Origin of the sequence: Blautia sp. TM10-2 (assembly GCF_003480845.1) — a bacterium.
Classification (GTDB): Bacteria; Bacillota; Clostridia; order Lachnospirales; family Lachnospiraceae; genus Fusicatenibacter; species Fusicatenibacter saccharivorans.
In genome coordinates this window covers 65017-84431 of the sequence record NZ_QUJZ01000018.1, presented here as the reverse complement: position 1 = coordinate 84431, position 19415 = coordinate 65017, and the positions used below count along the sequence as shown (strand labels likewise).

The following is a 19415-nucleotide window of genomic DNA, read 5'->3' as shown; positions in this document are numbered from 1 at the left end:
TATTTATTTTTTGAAGTTCTTTCGAACTTCTCTGCTGTTCTCTCGATCAGCAACTCGTTTATTTTATCAAACTCATTTGCTTTTGTCAAGAACTTTTTTCAAGTTTTTTTGAAGCAGTTCTTGTAACCCGCGGCAGCCACCCGGCTCCGAACTAGGTTTTTCTGTTTCAAAAGAACTCATTCACTGTAGCTCTCGCTGACAGCTTAGTTATAATAACACCGCCCAAAGCAAAAGTCAACACCTTTTTTCGAATTTTCTTATTTTTAGAAAAATATAGTTAATTCTGTATATTCATTCTTTTATCTAACTACTTGTTAAATGCAAAAAATCAACAGAAAACACTTTCTGTGACATCCTCCACCACCTGTAGAGGTGGGGGCTTCCCTAACCTCGGTAGGTTTGGTTCTCGTTCGATAGCACCAATGTGCTAAGCATAGGCGAGCTATCCCCGTGTGTCCCACGGTTTTATTATATTACGTTACGGTCATGCCACTACCAGCCGCATTCCCTCATTTCTGATATTAACAGCCGCATTTACATCTCTGTCGTGATGGGTTCCGCACTGCGGACAATCCCACTCTCTGACCGCAAGTTTTCTTGTCTCTGCGTTCCTGTAACCACAAACTGAACAAATCTGACTGCTGGCGAAAAATTTGTCCACCTTCACAAGTTTTTTACCCTGTTCCTCAAGTTTGTATTTCAAGAACCCTGTGAACATTCCCCACCCGTTATCTGAAACAGATTTTCCAAAGTTCAGCATCTGTGACATTGCTTTCATATCTAGGGATTCTATACATACACAATCATAAGCATTTGCTAGCTGCCTTGACAGCTTATGCAGAAAATCCTTTCGTTGACTGGAAACCTTTTCGTGGAGTTTTGCCACCTTGATTCTCTGCTTGCTACGGTTGTTCGAACCTTTCTGCATTTTGGAAAGTCTGCGCTGCTCCCTCACTAATTTTTCCTCTACATTCCTGTAATACTTCGGATATGCAGGTTCATTCCCGTTGCTGTCACGATATAATTCATGCATGGAAAAATCTAACCCCAGAAAACTCTGCATCTCTTTTTCCTGTACTTGATTTTCATACTCAAAAAGAATACTTGCATAATATTTTCCGCCTGGTGTCTGGCTTACTGTTACAGATTTTAATTTGTATTCTTTCGGAACAGCTCTGTGTTGTTTTAACCGGACTTGGCCGGCTTTCGGCAATTTCAAATATCCATTCAATATGGCAATGTTTCCGTTGATACAGATCGTTGAATAGCTCTTTTTATTCTGTTTTTTAGATTTAAACTTTGGAAAACCTGTCTTCGGCTGTTTGAAAAAATTCTGAAATGCCGTATCAAGATGCCGAAGCGATTGTTGTAATGCGACACTGTCTACTTCCCTCAAAAATGCGTATGCTTCTGTTTTCTTCATTTCAGCCATTTCTTTTGCACAAACCGTGTAAGTTACCGCGGTTTTGTCCTCCTCATACTGCCTGATTTTTCTGGCAAGCCAATGGTTGTACACCATTCGGACACAGCCGAACGTTCTGGCAAACAAAACTTTCTGCACATCGTCGGGGTATATTCTGAATTTATATGCTTTGTTTGCCATGTTGGTCACTTCCTTTTTCGATCCGTTTGTCCCTGACTTTCAATGTATTTTTTGATTACTTCCATCGGGGCACCGCCCGTTGTGAGCAGGCAAAAACTCTGGCTCCAGAAATGTTCTTTCCATAATTTTTGCTTTATCTGTGGAAATTCTTTTTTCAGAAGTCTGCTGCTTGCACTTTTATATGCGTTTATGAACTTGCTTATTTCTGTATTTGGATGCGCCTTGAAAAGTATATGCACATGGTCTTTATCGTGATTCCATTCTTCAAGGGTGATATTGTAATTTGGAGCAATATACGCAAAGATCTCTTTTGCCCTGCCGGAAATTGCGTCATCAAAAACCTGTCTGCGGTACTTAACCACAAGAACAAGATGATAGTGCAGCAAAAACACTGAATGTGCATTATTATCCAAATCCATTGTATTTCGACCCCTTTCTGCCATTCGACTGATTCTATTATACCATGATTAGAACCCACTATCAAGAAGGTAACGGACGCAATTCATCTCCCACCTTAGAGGTCGGAGTCTTCTTGCTGAAAGAGGATAAAAGTCCGTTTTCTGCTGACTTTTCTTCTTATTATTAGTCAAGCGGATATTCGCAATCCGTTTCGCTACTTGCTCATAACCGAATAACTGCTTCGCAGCTTATCAGGAGTGACTTGTACCACTCCTGATACAAACAAGTCCCAACCCACTGCTTATTGCTCCACGCAATGGAAGCAGGGGACTTGCTTGATTCGATTAAATCACTTTCGTCGTCCACTCCGAGCAGTCCCATACGCTGGTTGCCAGGCCATCATAAAATTCCGGCTCATGGCAGACCATAAGAACAGTTCCTTTGTACTCTTTCAGTGCGTTTTTTAACTCCTCTTTTGCGTCTACATCGAGATGGTTGGTCGGCTCATCGAGGACAAGAAGATTGGTTTCGCGATTGATCAGTTTACAGAGGCGAACTTTTGCCTGTTCTCCTCCTGAGAGCACACGCACCAGGCTTTCAATGTGCTGTGTGGTAAGACCGCATTTGGCAAGCGCTGCACGGACTTCATACTGAGTATAGGATGGAAATTCTTCCCAGATTTCCTGGATACAGCTGTTGGTGTTGCCTTTTGGCATTTCCTGCTCGAAATATCCGATTTCCAGATAATCGCCAAGCTCCACGTCTCCGCCAAGGGACGGGATCAAACCGAGGATACTCTTTAAGAGCGTTGTTTTTCCAATTCCGTTGGCACCGGTGAGCACGATCTTTTCGCCACGCTCGATCGCAAAGGTCAGCGGTCTGGAGAGCGGTTCTTCATAGCCGATCACAAGTTCTTTTGCAGTCACAACGAAGCGGCCCGAAGTGCGCGCAGTGCGGAAATGAAATTCCGGCTTTGGTTTTTCTTTCGCAAGCTCGATCACATCCATCTTATCCAGCTTCTTCTGCCGTGACATAGCCATATTTCTGGTTGCCACACGGGCTTTGTTTCGTGCCACGAAATCCTTCAGTTCACTGATCTCCTGCTGCTGACGGTTATAGGCAGCTTCCTTCTGCGCTTTTTTGACCGCATAAACCTCCTGGAAGTGATCGTAATCACCAACATAACGATTCAGCTCTTTGTTTTCCATATGATAGATCAGATTGACAACACTGTTCAGGAATGGAATATCGTGAGAGATCAGAATGAAGGCATTTTCATACTCTTCAAGGTATCGTTTCAGCCAAGTGATATGTTCCACATCCAGGTAGTTGGTCGGCTCATCCAAAAGAAGGATGTCCGGTTTTTCCAAAAGTAATTTTGCCAGAAGTACCTTCGTTCTCTGTCCGCCGGAAAGTTCGGTGACATCGCGTTCGAGACCGATCTCTTCAAGACCAAGCGCACGGCCAATCTCTTCTATTCTGGAATCCAGAATATAAAAATCATGTGCATCCATCATCTCCTGGATCACGCCGAGTTCTTCCATCATTGCATTCAGCTCGTCCTCGGAGGCATCGCCCATGGAATCGCAGATCGTGTTCATCCGCTCTTCCATCTCGTACAACCAGGAAAAAGCACTTTTTAACACATCACGGATCGTCATACCTTTTTCCAGAACGGTATGCTGGTCCAGATAGCCGACACGGACGTTTTTTGCCCACTCAACCTTTCCCTCATCCGGCATCAGCTTTCCGGTGATGATGTTCATAAAGGTTGATTTTCCCTCGCCATTTGCACCTACCAGACCGATGTGCTCCCCCTTTAGCAGGCGGAACGATACATCTTCAAAAATCGCACGGTCGCCGAAGCCGTGGGACAGATGTTCTACATTTAAAATACTCATGCATAAATTCTCCTTCTTCTGTTGTATTGGAATTTTCCGATCTCCTGACCGTTTTCTTTTTCATATTATAGTCTGAATCATTATATAGGGAAATTCCCTCTTTTGGCAAGCTTTTTCTATACCGTCCCAGGCTTTTATCCCGTATCCGGAAAGTATCCTTTTCCGCAACAAAAAAGAAGAACTCCTTCGGAAAAAGGTTCTCCTCTCAGAATTCTTCTTTTTGTTTTTTTGTTCCAAAACCATAACCATTTCGGAATTTTAAGAACACTTCTTCTTTTGTCCATACACCCACTCCGCATACATTTCTTTTACGGATGGATACACATACTCCACAAGATACTGCGAGTTCTGCATTTCTTCACGCGTAGATTCACCGGAAAGCACAAGTGCTGCAGAAATGCCCGCCATGTTGGCGCACGCAATGTCCGTATAGAGACGATCTCCCACAAGAACAGCCTCATCGCGCGTTCTGCCTGTCATATCAAGTGCCATCTCAACCATCCGTATGCCTGGTTTTCCGATATAAGTCGGCATACGATGGATCGCATGACCGATCATCTCGCAGATGGAACCGCAATCCGGCACGTAGCCGAATTCAATCGGACAAGCATAGTCCGGGTTCGTTGCAGCGTAATCGAGCTCCGGGCGCTCTATCAACAGCCGACAGATATCCGTCAGTTTTTGATACGTCAGTTCATTGTCATAGCTTGCAAGCACACACGCAATTCCTTCTTTCTCCGGATCGCGGGTGGTACACACACCGAAGCTCTCCAATTCCCGGATCAGAGAGTCCGTTCCCAGCACATAGACGGGACGGGATCCATATTTCTGCTTCAGATAATGCGCTGTTGCAACAGAAGCCGTCAGAAAGTTCGCGCTTGTTGTCGGGATGCCCAGCTTTGCAAATTTTTTCCGGTAATCTGCTACGCTCATCGTCGTATTATTTGTGATAAACACATAATCTCCGCCGTACTCGGACAGTCCGTTTAAAAACCGGTCTGCTCCCGGAATCAGACGGTTCCCCACGCAGATGGTTCCGTCGATATCCAAAAGGAACAGCTTTTTTTCTCCAATCGGTATCACTTCGCGTTGCGGCAGGAAACGGCCACATCCGGATAATTAGTGATGACTGCGTCAACACCGGCCTCCATCAGACGCTCGATCTCCGCCTTATCATTGACCGTCCACACATGCACCGCAAGATCGCTTTCCACATACCGCTGAAGAAAGTCTGCCATCTGCACATGAAAGGTTGCCGGATGAAGAGCTCCTGTTCCGATTTTTTTCGCATAATTCACGACATCATAAATAATATCTGCGTAGAGGATGCCGGTGCTGGCTTTCGGATCCAGTTCCAGAATTTTTGCAATGCTGTAATGGTTAAAGGAAGAATAAATCACGCGATCTTCCATCTCCATCTCTTTTGTCAGCTCGAGTACCTTTTTTTCCAGGTCTTTATACCAGAAAATACCGGTTTTCAGCTCGACATTGATCGTCATTCCCGTTGGTTTTAATGCTTCATATACTTCGCGAAGCGTCGGAATTTTTACATCCTGATACTCCGGATGTGTCTTATTAAAGTTCAGGATCTTTAATTCCGCAAGCGTATAATCTTTGACAAATCCGCTTCCGTCACTGACCCGGTCGATTTCCTCATCGTGGACAACAACCATCTCGCCATCTTTTGTCAGCTGTACATCCAGTTCCACACCGTCTGCTCCCTGCTCTGCTGCAAGAAGAAACGCTTCCAGTGTATTTTCCGGTGCATATGCACTGGCTCCTCTGTGTGCCCATACTTTTGTTTTCATCTCGTATCTGTCCTCCATTTTCCGTTCCCATTTCCAAACCTGCACTCTTTTCTATCTTTTTTCCCGGCTGCAGCTTTTTTCTTTTATCGTAAACCCTGAAAATAAGTCAAGCGGATATTCGCAATCCGCTTTGCTACTTGCTCATAACCGAATAACTGCTCCGCAGTTTATCAGAAGGAGCTTGCACTCCTCCTGATACAAGCAAGTCCCCACCCACTGCTTATTGCTTCACGCAATGGAAGCAGGGGACTTACTTGATTCGGTTAAAAAAAGCGGTACTGACTCTTTTGCATTATTTGGCGGCTTACTATAAATCCGGAAACACGCCGGATTTTTGTCTCCGACGCATTTCCAGTCATATCTGAAAAATCATTTCCGTAACTCGGATCTTCCCCTTCATAGAAACCGTTCAAACACGCTTTGGGAACTCGTTTTTCTTCACTATAGGACGAAATCTTATTTTTGTAAAGCCTGTCTCTTATTCATTTACCAGATTATAGTCCTCGATGGAGCTGTTGATCTGGGAAGCCATTGATTCTACTGCTTTCTCCGGAGTCTCGTTTCCGTTGATCATATTCTCGATTTCTGTTTCCACAATCTGTCTTGCCTCCGGGAATACAGAGAGAAGTGCGCCGGCGTACTGCGGCTTGGAATCGTGCAGCTGGTCGATTGCGGTCTGGAACTGCGGATACTGTTCTACATTATCTTTAAAGGTCTGCTCCTCATCAGCAGCTGTTGTTACTGGGAAGTAACCCGTCTCGGCATTCCAGTATGCCTGAGATTCCGGGGAAATCAGGAATTTAATAAATTTCCAGGTAGCTGCTGCTTTTGCATCATCGTTGTTGTTCAATGCCCAGAGAGATGCTCCTCCGATGGAAACACCGCCCTCATCGCCGTCCTTGATTGTCGGGAAATATGCGGTTCCAACTTCGAAGCTTCCATTGACATCCTGTAAAATCTGCTTCAGAGATGCGGTAGAGCCAAGGGTGATCGCTGCTTTTCCGGAAGTAAAGTCTGTCGTTGCGGTATCACTTCCGGCACGGCCTACGTTTGGTGCAACGTCGGCATCGTTCAGGGCTTTCCACTCATTTAAGATGTTGAGCGCTCCGCCGTTGGAATCAAATTCAACTGCAGTAGCAGCGGCATCACGGCCATTTCCATTATCCGCATAGGAAAGTCCCTGTTTACAGAGCCACTGTTCGAAATACCATCCATAGATGGAGAGTGCCAGCGGTTCACCGGCTCCGCCCTTTGTTTTCAGATCATCACCGATAGCAAGAATTCCTTCCAGGCTTGTCGGAACCTCAGTGATCCCTGCTTTTTCAAACATATCTTTGTTGTAATACAGAATCGGTGTGGACGAATTGAATGGCATCGAGTACAGCTCATTGTTTACCGTATAATAAGCAGCGATATTCGGCTCGATCTGGGAAATGTCATAGCCATCTGCATTAATCAGCTCCTGCATCGGAATGACCCAGCCGGAATCAATCATAAAGCGTGTTCCGATATCATAAATCTGTACCAGGTCTGCTCCCATATTTCCGATCTGTGCACTTTTCAGTTTGTTAATCGTATCATCATATTCTCCCTGATAAACCGCCTCAACGGTAATGCCATCGGTATTCTCTTCATTGAATTTATTGACAAGATAATCCATTGCCTCGCCATTGACACCGCCCATGGAATGCCAGAAGGTAATCGTGGTTCCCTTCGTATCCTGGTTTAAATCCGGTGCTTCTGCGCCATCTGCCGTACTTCCTGCCTCTGTGCTGGCTGTGGTTTCATCTGTTGTCGCACTCTGTGCCTCACTCGTTGTTTTTCCGCCTCCGCATCCGGTAAGCGCCATAGCTGCCATAGAAGCCGCAAGAATTGATGCAATCACTTTTTTCTTCATTTTTTTCTCCTCGTTTTTCATACAGTTTTCTATTCTTTTTTCTGTCACAGGAATCAGCCCTTGACTGCTCCCGAAAACATTCCTTTGATTAAGGCCTTCTGGCCCACGATAAAGATGGAAATGGATGGAATGATAATCATTACCACGCCCGCCAGCATCAGGGTAATCGACTGTGCGTCGACGCTGTTCAGCATACTGATACCAATCTGTACGGTACGCTTGCTGTCCGAACCTGTAACCAGCAGCGGCCACATGTACATATTCCATGCATTGATAAAGGTGTAAACCGCCATTGCTCCCATTGCTGACTTTGTCAGCGGCATCAGGATTTTTACGATAAACCGCAGATTCCCGCAGCCGTCCAGCTTCGCCGATTCATAAAGAGAAACCGGAAAAGTCATGTAGAACTGGCGGAACAGGAAAATTCCCATTGCAGAGGTAAGAGAAGGCAGAATCAGAACAATATAGGTATCGAGCAGTCCGAGACTTCCTACCGTCAGATAATTGGAAATAATGGTTGCCTCACCCGGCACCATCATGGTCGCCATTACCAGCATAAACAGAATATTTTTCCCTTTGAAATCCAGGAAAGAGAAGGCAAATGCCGCAAGAGAACACGTTACAATCTGACCCAGCGTAATGCTGCCCGCAACCAAAAATGAGTTCAGGACAAAGCGTACCAGCGGAATTTTATGAAATGCTTCCACGAAATTTTCCAGCGTCGGATGTTTTGGCACGATGTTCATTGCCATTGTGTAAAGCTCGCCGGACGGCATAAACGCTACACTGATGGTATAAAGCAGCGGAAACAGCATAAACAGACAAACGATCAGGTTCATGGTAACCAACGCTGTTTTCTGAAGCATTTTCTTTCTTTTTGCTTTTGCATTCATTGCCAGATGCAGTGCCTGCAGCTCCTCTGCAGAATAAGTTTTTGGTCCGGCAATCGTAGTTGCTATTGTAGACATCAGTATTTTACTCCTCTCTTTTCCATGCGGAACATAACCAGGGTAAGCGCCATGACAATCAGAAACAAAACAACGGACTGTGCGGCTGCGCTTCCAAACCGGTAATTAAAAAACGCATCACGGTATATCGAATATACAATCAGGTTCGTGGATTCTCCCGGTCCTCCCTGTGTCAGGATTTTCACCTGTCCGAATGACTGGAATGCCTGAATAATGTTAACAACCAGTGTGTAGAACATGATCGGAGAAAGCCCCGGCAGTGTCAGCTTAAAAAATTTCTGTACTGCATTCGCTCCATCTACAGAAGCACGCTCATAAATCGAATCATCAATGTTTCCAAGTCCCGCCGAAAAATACAGGAAATTGATGCCACTGTTCAGCCATGCCGTAAGGACAGCCACACAGATCAGCGCATATTTCGGATCACTGACCCAGTTAATGCTCACATGCAGCAATTTGTTTACGATACCGATCGTGGGATTTAAAATAATCTTGAAAATCATGGCGCCTGAGCTCGATGCTACTGCCATTGGGAGTGCATAGGAAGTACTGAATACCCGGATTCCCGGGAAAGCCTTGCTGCAAAGAACTGCTCCCAGAAGGCCAAGCGCCATACTTCCGACTACAACAATCGCCACAAATTCCAGTGTAACCCAGAGACTGTTGTAAAAGGATGGATTCGATAATAAGCTTTTATAGTTATCCAGTCCCACATACAATTTCGCTTCTCCAAGCTTGTTTGTCTTATACAGGCTCAGATAAATGGTTTTAAAAAACGGATAAAACAGAAAGATGCTAAAGATCACCATACTCGGGATTAGATACATATAAACTTCTGCTTTTTTACACTTTTCGATTACTTTTTTCACTTCTTGCTCCTTCTTATGCTGTTGCACGTTCTTCTTTTTCAACCGGCAGAGATAAAATATTTTCTTCTGTAAACGGATCAAAGATCTGTGCTTTCTCCATATCTGCATACAATGTAATGCTTTCCTTTACAGTAACCGGCACCTCGGAAGGCACTCTTGCTGTAATCAGATTTTTTCCGGTATTCATATGCAGATACGCTTCTGCACCGATCATCTCCCGCAGGTCAACAAATGCCTTCAACTGATTCTCTTCGTAACAGATCCGATGTGCGGAAGCGGTTGTTTCGTCCTGTAAATCCTCCGGTCTCAGACCTAAGATCACCATTTTTCCGAGATAAGCGCGACGAAGCACCATTTCGTTCTCTCCTTTTGCACGAAGGGTAACTCCTCCGTCTGCCTCCAGATAAACCGCTCCGTTTCTTTCCATCACCATCGTTTCCATAAAATTCATACTCGGAGCTCCGATAAAACCAGCCACAAATTTGTTTGTCGGATGGCGGTAAATCCGCTCCGGTGCATCCGCCTGCTGCACAACACCGTCTTTCATAACAATAATTTTTGTACCAAGCGTCATCGCCTCCGTCTGATCATGGGTAACATAAATCACCGTCGTTTTCAGTTCCTTATGTAATTTTGCCAGCTCCACCCGCATCTGTGCCCGCAGCTTCGCATCCAGATTTGAAAGCGGCTCATCCATTAAAAATGCTTTCGGCCGTCTCATAATTGCGCTTCCAATCGCAACTCTTTGTTTCTGACCACCGGAAAGTGCTGCCGGTCTCCGGTCAAGTAAATGCTCAATTCCAAGCATTTTAGCTGCCTCATGTACCTTTTTATCAACTTCATCCTTGGGCTGTTTCCGGATTTTCAGAGAAAACGCCATGTTTTCATATACCGTCATATTCGGATAAAGCGCGTAGTTCTGAAATACCATCGAAAGATCGCGATCCTTTGCTTCTACATAATTACAAAGCTGTCCATCAATCCAGAGCTCCCCGCTCGTAATCTCCTCAAGACCGGCAATCATCCGAAGCGTCGTCGATTTTCCGCAGCCGGAAGGTCCAACAAAAATCACAAACTCCCGATCCGGTATTTCAAGCGAAAAATCCTGAACCGCATAATGTTCCTTATCATAAGATTTACAGACATTCTTCAACACAATATTTGACATTCGTTTTTCTTCCTCCTCGTCTTGTCGAGACTCATTATACCTTTCCTTCCGTAAAGCCCACTACCACCGCTTTGTAAAATATCCGTTAATAAAATAACCGGTTACTTTACAAAAAATGTCCACATTTTCCCTTATCTCCATCCCCTTCTTTTCCAGCCACTCTTCCAGATCACTCTTTGTAAAATCCCCGAAAATCACCCGCAAAACCAATTTTCAAAACAAATTCTGAATAGCCATTCCTTTTCCCAATACCCAACAGATTATTTTTGACACAAAAAAACGCCGCAACTCTCAAAGCTGCAGCTCTTTCTCATCACAACATACCATATTCTTCTTTCATGTCAACGCAGTGGGCGCTCCCGCTCCCACATCCGTGTCCGTCCTTCACACAGCCCCTTAACGCACACAAGGGTGATGCGCATTTGCAGGGAGCGTGTAATTCTTAGGTTCTGGCATTTTGCGTTATGCGCCAAAAATCAACTGTCTGAGCGACAGCGAGTTTTGATTTTTGGCGCATGGTTTTAGCAAAATGACAGAGCCTTAGAATTACTAGCTCCCGAAACCGCGCATCACCCTTGTGTGCGTTACGGGGCGTCCGTCCAAACCTATTCCACCGGTTCCGCCGGCACAAACACCCTGCTGTTTTCCTGTTCTTTTGGTTTTTCCGCTCTTTCCGTTGCCTCCCTGCAGAAATACTCCTGTGAATTCACCAGCATCTTTCCGCGCTTATCCGGCTTTGTATACGTTCCGTCTGCCTGTAAAATACTGGCTTTCACATTATCCTTCATCTGGATATCAAGAATATGCATTACTTCTTTCTTGATCTGCTCATCCTCAACCGGGAACACAATCTCCACCCGTTTTTCCAGATTTCGCGGCATCCAGTCCGCGCTTCCCATAAACACCTCTTCATTTCCACCACTGTAGAAGTAGAAAATCCGCGCATGTTCCAGGAAATTGCCGACAATCGAGCGAACGGTAATATTCTCGCTGACACCCGGGATTCCAACCTTCAGACAACAGATTCCCCGGATAATCAGGTCAATCTTTACTCCGGCTGCCGAAGCACTGTAAAGCGCCGCAATAATATCGCGGTCGCATAACGAGTTCATCTTCGCAATAATATGCGCTTTCTGTCCCTTCTTCGCGTGTTCCTCCTCCATAGCAATCAGATGCAGGAATCTGTCTTTCATCCAGAGTGGCGCAACCACCAGTTTGTTCCAGTGATCCGGCTCCGAATAGCCCGAAAGCATGTTAAATACTGCTGTTGCATCCTCACCGATCTTTGCATTGCATGTCAACAGGCCACAGTCCGTATACAGCTTTGCCGTAGAATCGTTATAGTTTCCCGTGCCAAGATGTACATATCTGCGAATGCCTGTCTCCTCGCGCCGAACCACCAGTGTAATCTTACTGTGTGTTTTCAGTCCCAGAAGACCATAAATCACATGGCATCCCGCCTTTTCCAGCATCTTCGCCCAGACAATATTGTTTTCTTCGTCGAACCGTGCCTTTAATTCCACCAGTACGGAAACCTGCTTGCCGTTTTCCGCCGCCTGCGCCAGTGCCGCGATAATCGGAGAATTGCCGCTCACACGGTACAGCGTCTGTTTGATTGCCAGTACATCCGGATCCTTTGCTGCCTGTTGTACAAATTGCACGACCGGATCAAACGTCATATAAGGATGATGCAGTAAGATGTCTCCTTTTCGGATGTTTGTAAAAATGTCATCCTCATTCATCAGCGCCGGAACTGCTGCTGGAATGTATTTTGGAATTTTATACTCATCAAAGCCGTCGAGCCCATACATTTTCATTAAAAACGTCAGATCGAGCGGTCCCGGAATCCGGAACAGGTCGTCTTCATCGATGTCAAACTCTTTTTCCAGCATCTTCAGGAGCCGCTTATCCATCTTATCTTCCACTTCCAGACGGATCACTTCGCCCCACTGACGTTTTTTAAGCTGCTTCTGGATCTCTTTTAACAGGTCGGAAGCCTCATCCTCATCGATCGAAAGATCTGCATTTCGCATAACACGGTACGGATGCGCGCAGACCACATCGTAGCTTAAGAACAGCTTTCCAATGTTCCGCTCGATGATCTCCTCCAGAAGAATCACATACCGCTGTCCCGTCTTTTCATCCTGCGGAAGCAGAATAAAACGCGGCAGTACCGAAGGAACCTGAACCGTCGCAAATTCCAGTTCTTTCTCCTTTTCCTTCTCCTTGCCTTTCTTCTCTTTCTTATCCTCCGCACGGCTCAGAAGCGAATCCTCTTTCTTCTGCACCAGTGCACCGATATTCAATGTTTTGTTCCGGATCAACGGGAACGGGCGGGCCGAATCCATGGCCATCGGGGTCAGAACCGGGTAAATGTTTTCCTCAAAATAGGAATCCACATACTCCGCCTGCTCCTTCGTCAGCTTCTCGTGCTCACTGATAATCGTAAGGCCAACGTGCTCCAGAGACGGAACCGCCGAGCGATTGTACGTATTGTACTGCAGCTGCACTAGCTCATGCGTCCGTTTGCTGATCTCGGTAAGCTGCTCCTTCGCATCCATGCCGGACAGATCCTTTTTCGTATAGTTTGCATGCACCTGGTCTTTTAGTGAAGCCACACGAACCATATAAAACTCATCCAGGTTGGAGGAGGTAATGCTGATAAATTTCAGACGTTCAAACAGCGGAATACTCTTATCCCGCGCCTCGTTTAAAACACGCTCGTCGAAGCTGATCCAGCTCAATTCCCGGTTTCGAAAATATTCCGGTTTCTTATATGGTGTTATATCCATCTTGTTCGCCTCCTTACATCTGCCGTTTCATCTTAATAATCGGCTGTATGCTGAATACCTCATTGAAAAAATCTAATTTATCCTGGCACAGTCCCTGCTCCAGTGTGAAATCACGGTCAACCGTCAGAGACAGATGCAGTTCTCTCTCCTTTAAGGCAGCGCGGATCGACTGGATTTTCTGCAGGTGACTCCGATCTAGTGCATTCGCCAGACGGACGATTGCTGTCAGCTCCGATACGGTCAGATACTGTTCTGCACTAAGCGACGATTCCATCACCAGCTCATCGTAGGATGGAAGCACTGCCGTATTGTATTTTGCAATCAGTGCGACCATCTCCCGTTCAATATGGGACAGTCCGATGATTTCGTTTGACATGATAATATTATAGGAAGAATCCGCTACATTATTAAGGCTGATGTATTTTCCGACATCGTGCAGCATCACCGCCATCCGAAGCAGCAGCCGCTCGCGTTCTTTCATGCCGTGCATCTTTTTCGTCGCATCAAACATGGCAAGGGCCGTCATCTCCAGGTTCTGGACGTGCGGGCGATTCACCGCGTACCGTTTTCCGATATTTTTTGCCGCCATCAGAATATCATTTTCGAAATTATGACCGCCTTTCAGCAGTTTCATCTGCTCCGCATACTCGTATGCAATACCACGTGTCATATGCACGCCCGGAATCCAGATATGCTCCGCACCCATCATATCAATCAGACATTTATAAATCACAGCAGACGGGTACATCAGTGAAGCGTTTTCCAGCGGAATACCAAGTTTTACAGCAAGCTCCATCGGTGACTGACGGATAATTTTCTCATACCAGGTATTAAAGTTTTCACGGGAAATGATTTTTGTCGTTTTTTCTTCGATATTCTGATAAACACTGTCGGTGAAAACATCGCCGATCAGCATAATGTTTTCGATTTTACGGTCTTTCAGATACATCTTTTTAAAGCTCGATACTTCATTCCAAATCAGCTCTTCGACCATCTCTTCGTAATGTTCCGTCTCACTCTGAATTCCGGCAAGACGCTCGCGGATGCGAAGACTTCCCATGCGGATGTTCTGTGTTGTGACAAGTGCATCCTTGTCGAACAGGGAAATCTGAAAACTGCCACCGTCAAGATCGAGAATCGCAGTTCCCTTTTCAATGATCTTGTTAAAATTGTCCTCCATCGCCGCGAGCGCTTTATAGCTAAGAAAACGCTGCTCCGAGTTGGAGAGAACAGTGACAGAAAAACCGGTCAGCTGATGAATTTTTCCAAGGACATAGAGACTGTTCGACGCCTCACTGATCGCACTGGATGCCGTTGCACGGTAATCGTCCACGCGATAGCCTTCCATAATCCGCACAAAATCTGCGAGTACACGGCACAGCTCTTCTTCCATTTCAGGGCGAATTTTTCCCAACGTGTACGTATCTTTTCCAAGCTCCATCCGATGACAGATCTTATCCACGCTTCGGATTCCCTGTTTTTTGGAGATCTCGAAAATCTCCAGAATGACGTCGTAGCTGCCGATATCAATGGCAGCAAATGTGGAATACTGCATATATGCTTTTCCTCCTTCTTTTTCAAAGGATATCCCAAAAAGCCCGCTCCCAATACCAAGCGGACTTTTTGACCTTTTTCTTTTTACTGTTTTCCGAGCAGATAATCGATAAACTGCTGTGCGGTACGGCCGGACAGACCGCCGTGGGACAGTTCCCATTTGTTCGCTTCTGCCAAAAGCTCTTCCTCACGCAGCGTCACGCCGTATCGTTCGGCCAGTGTGGAAACAATCTTCTGGAATTCTTTCTTATCCGGTGCACCAAAATAGATGCTGACGCCGAAACGGTATACCAAGGATAGTTTCTCCTGTACGGTGTCGGAAGTATGCATATCCTGTCTTGTTCCTTCTTTATCACTGTAATCCTCTTTAATCAGATGGCGACGATTGGAGGTTGCATAAATAAGAATATTGTCCGGACGTTTTTCCAGGCCTCCCTCAATGACAGCTTTCAGGTATTTGTACTCAATCTCAAACTCTTCAAAGGAAAGGTCATCCATGTAAATAATGAATTTATAATTTCTGTTTTTGATCTGTGCAATCAGCTCATTTAGATCCTGAAACTGATGCTTGTAAACCTCGATCATTCGCAGTCCCTGATCGTAATATTCATTCAGGATGCCCTTGATGCTGGAGGATTTTCCGGTTCCGGCATCACCAAAAAGCAGACAGTTGTTTGCTTTCTTGCCCTCGACAAACGCTTTCGTGTTGTCGATCAGCTTCTGCTTTGGAATTTCGTAGCCGACAAGATCAGAAAGGCGCACATCCGGAATGTTGGTAATCGGGATAATCTCAACGTTCTCTCCTGTATGCGCAATACGAAATGCCTTGTGAAGTCCCAGTTTTCCCACTCCGAAATCTTTGTAAAACTGAACCATATCAGCCATAAATTCATCTGCGGATGCAGCCTTTGCCAGACGGATGGCCAGCTCACAGATACGATCCCGGACTTCTTTGTTGAATAGTTTATTCGGGCTGTCCGTGTTCTCATAGGAACTGATGACAGAGGCATCGCCGGACTCAAAAATCTCATCAAAAACACAGATATCGAAATCGAACAGCTCTTTGAAACGGACAAAATCATGTTTTGCCATCTGGTTGATGCTTCCCTCGACTTTTCCGACAATCTCGCAGGAGGTAGAAAATGCATTTTCTTTGTTGACCAGAAGATATGTCAGATAATCGTGCCAGAGATTTCCGGAGAAGCCGTAGCGGTTTGCCATCTCGACAAGGCGGTTCAGTGCCTCATAAAACTGCGGCTCATATGCGCTCATATTCTCACGGAACCGGCGGTCCTTCAGGGAAATCTGAGCATTGACCAGTTTTTTGTAGGTCTCCACCAGTATCGTCATATCGCGCAGTACCTCCCCCTCTGCGAAATCGCGGTAGAGGATACATTCTTCTATTCTAATCATCTTTTGTCTCTTCCTTCCTGTCATTTTTCATTTTATTTATGCGAAAAGGCCGCTTGGTACGGCCCTCTCTTCTGGATTAATAATTTCCGAAAATCCGGAATTTCGCGGATTCTGCCTGCAATCCGCGCAGTGCGTTTTTGACTGCCGGATCGCTTAAGTTCCCCTCGAAATCCACGAAGAAACGGTACTCCCATTTCCGCTGCGGAATCGGGCGGGACTCGATTTTGGTCATGTTCAGATCGTTGTAAATAAAATGTGCCAGTGCGTTGTAAAGAGAACCGCTCTGATGCGGCAGTTCCATGCATACGCTGATTTTCTGTGCATCTTTTACAAAGCGTTTCTGCCCAGAAATGATAACAAAGCGTGTCGTATTTCCCTGGGCATCAAAAATACCTTCTTTTAAGATCTGCAGTCCGAAATGCTCTGCAGCGTACGGACTTCCGACGGCTGCCATCGTAAGATCACCGCTCTCGGATACTTCTTTTGCAGCGGCGGCTGTATTGAGACGCTCTTCCGTCTTCCAGTTTTCATTGGAATCCAGGAAACGGCGGCACTGCGCCAGCGCCTGCGGATGGGAAATCACGGTGCGGATCTCCTCAGCCTTTGCTCCCGGCAGTGCCATCAGCACATGCTCCACCGGCAATTCCTGCTCACCGACGATGTAGTGCGGATATTCCACCAGAAGATCATAAATATCGGATACAATGCCTGCTGTGGAGTTCTCGATCGGAAGCACGGCATAATCGGCTTCGCCCCTCGTAATCGCCTCCATCGCCTCTTTCCAGGTATCTACGTGAAAGCTTGTAATCGTATCATCGAAAAATTCTTTCATCGCACCGAAACTGTAGGCGCCCTCCACACCCTGGAAAACAACTCTTTTGCCGTGTGTCGGGAGGTGGTCAACCTGCGTGTAATCGGTCATCTCCTCGCCGCCGTTTTCTGTCAGCAGCTGATACTGACGCTTCCGGCTGATCGACATGATCTGCTGGAACAGCTCCTGGATGCCTTTTATATTGAATGCATTTGTTCCCTCGCCTGTCAGCTTTTCCAGCTTCTGGCGCTCACGTTCCGCATCAAAAACGGCTTTTCCTGTCTCTATCTTGTACTGCGCAACCTCCGCCGTCAGCGCCATCCGGTGCTGGAACAGGCGGACGATCTCGTCATCGGTGGCATCGATCTCGTCGCGGATTTTTCCTAAGTCTAGCATATCTGGTCCTCCTGATACTCTGCATTTGTTGCAGATATCAATATTTTACTCCATCTCCGTTTAATTTACAAGAAAAGATCTTCCGAAATTCGGCTTTTGTACAATCTTTTTCCTTTTTGACTGCTATTTCACTTTATTTTTTCACATTTCATATTACTCTGCTTTTCGACCTTTTTCCTGCCATTTTTTATCTTGCATTTATCCTGTTTTTGTGTTAAGGTGGAACACAGAAAAAATAAGTTACTGTTCACTCAGCAGGGAAACACCTGCTGTTTCGCTGCGTAAGAAAGTGATTCAGGCGTGAGCAGCCCTCCTTTTGCGAAGCAAAACTTTAAATGAGGGCTGCGAATGTTACCGTTCGCAGGGAACCTGTGAACGGTAACAAAAATAAGGATCTTCATAGGAGGTAATATATGCGACACTTAATGAGTCCCCTTGATTTCTCGGTCGAAGAACTGGATCAGTTAATGGATCTGGCGAACGATATTGAAAAGAACCCGGAGAAATATGCACATGCCTGCGATGGCAAAAGACTTGCTACTTTATTTTATGAACCAAGCACACGCACCCGTCTCAGCTTTGAGGCTGCCATGATGAATCTTGGCGGTACTGTTCTTGGTTTTTCTTCTGCCAATTCTTCTTCCGCTTCCAAAGGTGAAAGCGTAGCCGACACCATCCGCGTGGTATCCTGCTTTGCAAATATTTGTGCCATGCGTCATCCGAAAGAAGGCGCTCCGCTCGTTGCATCGATGTACTCCCGTATTCCTGTGATCAACGCAGGTGATGGCGGACATCAGCATCCGACGCAGACTCTTACCGATCTTCTCACCATCCGTTCTTTAAAGGGTCGCCTGAACAATCTTACCATCGGCTTCTGCGGTGATCTTAAATTCGGCAGAACGGTTCATTCCCTGATTGAAGCGCTGGTTCGTTATACCGGCATTAAAATTGTATTAATCTCCCCGGAGGAGCTTCGTCTCCCGGATTACATCCGTGATGATGTGCTGCGGGCGAACAATGTTCCATTTGAGGAAGTTATTAAAATGGAAGATGTTCTCCCGAAGCTGGATGTTCTTTATATGACCCGTGTCCAGAAAGAACGTTTCTTCAACGAGGATGATTACATCCGCATGAAGGATTTCTATATTCTGGATCAGTCCAAAATGGATCTTGCTTCTCCGGAAATGCTGGTTCTGCATCCGCTGCCGCGTGTCAATGAGATCTCCGTTGACGTGGATAATGACCCGCGCGCTGCTTACTTTAAACAGGTTCAGTACGGTGTTTATGCACGTATGGCCCTGATTCTGACGCTGCTGAACATCAAAGTCGATTAAGAAAGGAGCATCTTTCGCTATGCTGAACGTAGGACGTATTGAAGAGGGCTTCGTGCTCGACCATATTAAAGCAGGAAAGGCTATGACCATTTACCATGATCTGGGACTGGACAAGCTGGACTGTACCGTAGCCATTATTAAAAATGCCAAAAGTGAAAAAATGGGAAAAAAGGACATTCTGAAAGTTGAGTGTTCGGTTGATAAGATGGATCTTGACATCTTAGGCTTTATCGATCACAATATCACTGTCAATGTCATTAAAGACGGCGAGATTACGGAGAAAAAAGAACTTCATCTGCCGAAACAGGTGGTTGATGTGATTAAATGTAAAAACCCGCGCTGTATCACCTCTATTGAGCAGGGATTAAAACATGTCTTTATCCTGGCTGACCCGGAAAAAGAGGTTTACCGTTGCAAATACTGTGATGAGAAGTATACAGGAAACAGAAATAAATAAGAGCTGTACGGCAAAGCGCCCGGAACCACGTTCGGTTTCGGGCGC

General features: G+C 45.8%; 15 protein-coding genes. 2 read left to right on the top strand and 13 right to left on the bottom strand.

Annotated features, from left to right (window positions below; genetic code table 11):
• Positions 1-484: 484 nt before the first annotated feature.
• From tnpB to pheA, 13 genes are all read right to left on the bottom strand, one after another.
• Entirely contained in the window at positions 485-1603 is a 1119-nt protein-coding gene (tnpB, locus tag DXD92_RS16635; protein ID WP_117802548.1) for an IS200/IS605 family element RNA-guided endonuclease TnpB, read from the bottom strand.
• A gap of 5 nt (positions 1604-1608) precedes the next feature.
• Positions 1609-2022: an IS200/IS605 family transposase gene (gene tnpA, locus DXD92_RS16630; protein WP_055222090.1), complete on the bottom strand. Its 414-nt coding sequence runs from the start codon at positions 2020-2022 to the stop codon at positions 1609-1611.
• 324 nt (positions 2023-2346) lie between these two features.
• The gene (locus DXD92_RS16625) at positions 2347-3903 is read right to left on the bottom strand and encodes an ABC-F family ATP-binding cassette domain-containing protein (RefSeq protein ID WP_117802549.1); all 1557 of its coding nucleotides are present in this window, start codon (positions 3901-3903) and stop codon (positions 2347-2349) included.
• A gap of 258 nt (positions 3904-4161) precedes the next feature.
• Complete coding sequence (locus DXD92_RS16620) at positions 4162-4953, bottom strand: HAD-IIA family hydrolase (RefSeq protein WP_243037596.1); 792 nt, start codon at positions 4951-4953, stop codon at positions 4162-4164.
• 29 nt (positions 4954-4982) lie between these two features.
• Positions 4983-5711 (bottom strand): glycerophosphodiester phosphodiesterase, encoded by a 729-nt coding sequence (locus DXD92_RS16615; protein WP_117802584.1) that lies wholly within the window; start codon positions 5709-5711, stop codon positions 4983-4985.
• Positions 5712-6189: 478 nt separating this feature from the next.
• A complete protein-coding gene (locus DXD92_RS16610; protein WP_118594955.1) occupies positions 6190-7608 on the bottom strand; it encodes an ABC transporter substrate-binding protein in 1419 nt (472 codons plus the stop codon).
• A 53-nt stretch (positions 7609-7661) separates the two neighbouring features.
• Positions 7662-8474, bottom strand: coding sequence for a carbohydrate ABC transporter permease (locus DXD92_RS16605; RefSeq protein WP_416388118.1), 813 nt, complete (start codon positions 8472-8474; stop codon positions 7662-7664).
• 101 nt (positions 8475-8575) lie between these two features.
• A complete protein-coding gene (locus tag DXD92_RS16600; protein WP_118594956.1) occupies positions 8576-9403 on the bottom strand; it encodes a carbohydrate ABC transporter permease in 828 nt (275 codons plus the stop codon).
• Positions 9404-9458: 55 nt separating this feature from the next.
• Positions 9459-10613, bottom strand: coding sequence for an ABC transporter ATP-binding protein (locus tag DXD92_RS16595; protein WP_118594891.1), 1155 nt, complete (start codon positions 10611-10613; stop codon positions 9459-9461).
• A gap of 605 nt (positions 10614-11218) precedes the next feature.
• Positions 11219-13405 carry an RNA degradosome polyphosphate kinase gene (locus tag DXD92_RS16590; protein WP_022462391.1) on the bottom strand — a complete coding sequence of 729 codons (2187 nt, stop codon included), beginning with the start codon at positions 13403-13405 and terminating at the stop codon, positions 11219-11221.
• A 13-nt stretch (positions 13406-13418) separates the two neighbouring features.
• The gene (locus tag DXD92_RS16585) at positions 13419-14960 is read right to left on the bottom strand and encodes a Ppx/GppA phosphatase family protein (protein ID WP_022462390.1); all 1542 of its coding nucleotides are present in this window, start codon (positions 14958-14960) and stop codon (positions 13419-13421) included.
• A gap of 83 nt (positions 14961-15043) precedes the next feature.
• Complete coding sequence (locus DXD92_RS16580) at positions 15044-16372, bottom strand: ATP-binding protein (RefSeq protein ID WP_055222098.1); 1329 nt, start codon at positions 16370-16372, stop codon at positions 15044-15046.
• 76 nt (positions 16373-16448) lie between these two features.
• A complete protein-coding gene (pheA, locus tag DXD92_RS16575) occupies positions 16449-17579 on the bottom strand; it encodes a prephenate dehydratase (protein WP_055222099.1) in 1131 nt (376 codons plus the stop codon).
• Between the two features lie 413 nt (positions 17580-17992).
• Here pheA and pyrB point away from each other — a divergent pair, with 413 nt between their 5' ends.
• Positions 17993-18913 carry an aspartate carbamoyltransferase gene (gene pyrB, locus DXD92_RS16570; RefSeq protein ID WP_022462762.1) on the top strand — a complete coding sequence of 307 codons (921 nt, stop codon included), beginning with the start codon at positions 17993-17995 and terminating at the stop codon, positions 18911-18913.
• Between the two features lie 19 nt (positions 18914-18932).
• Positions 18933-19370, top strand: a complete 438-nt coding sequence (locus tag DXD92_RS16565; protein WP_022462761.1) for an aspartate carbamoyltransferase regulatory subunit — start codon at positions 18933-18935, stop codon at positions 19368-19370.
• Positions 19371-19415 lie beyond the last annotated feature (45 nt).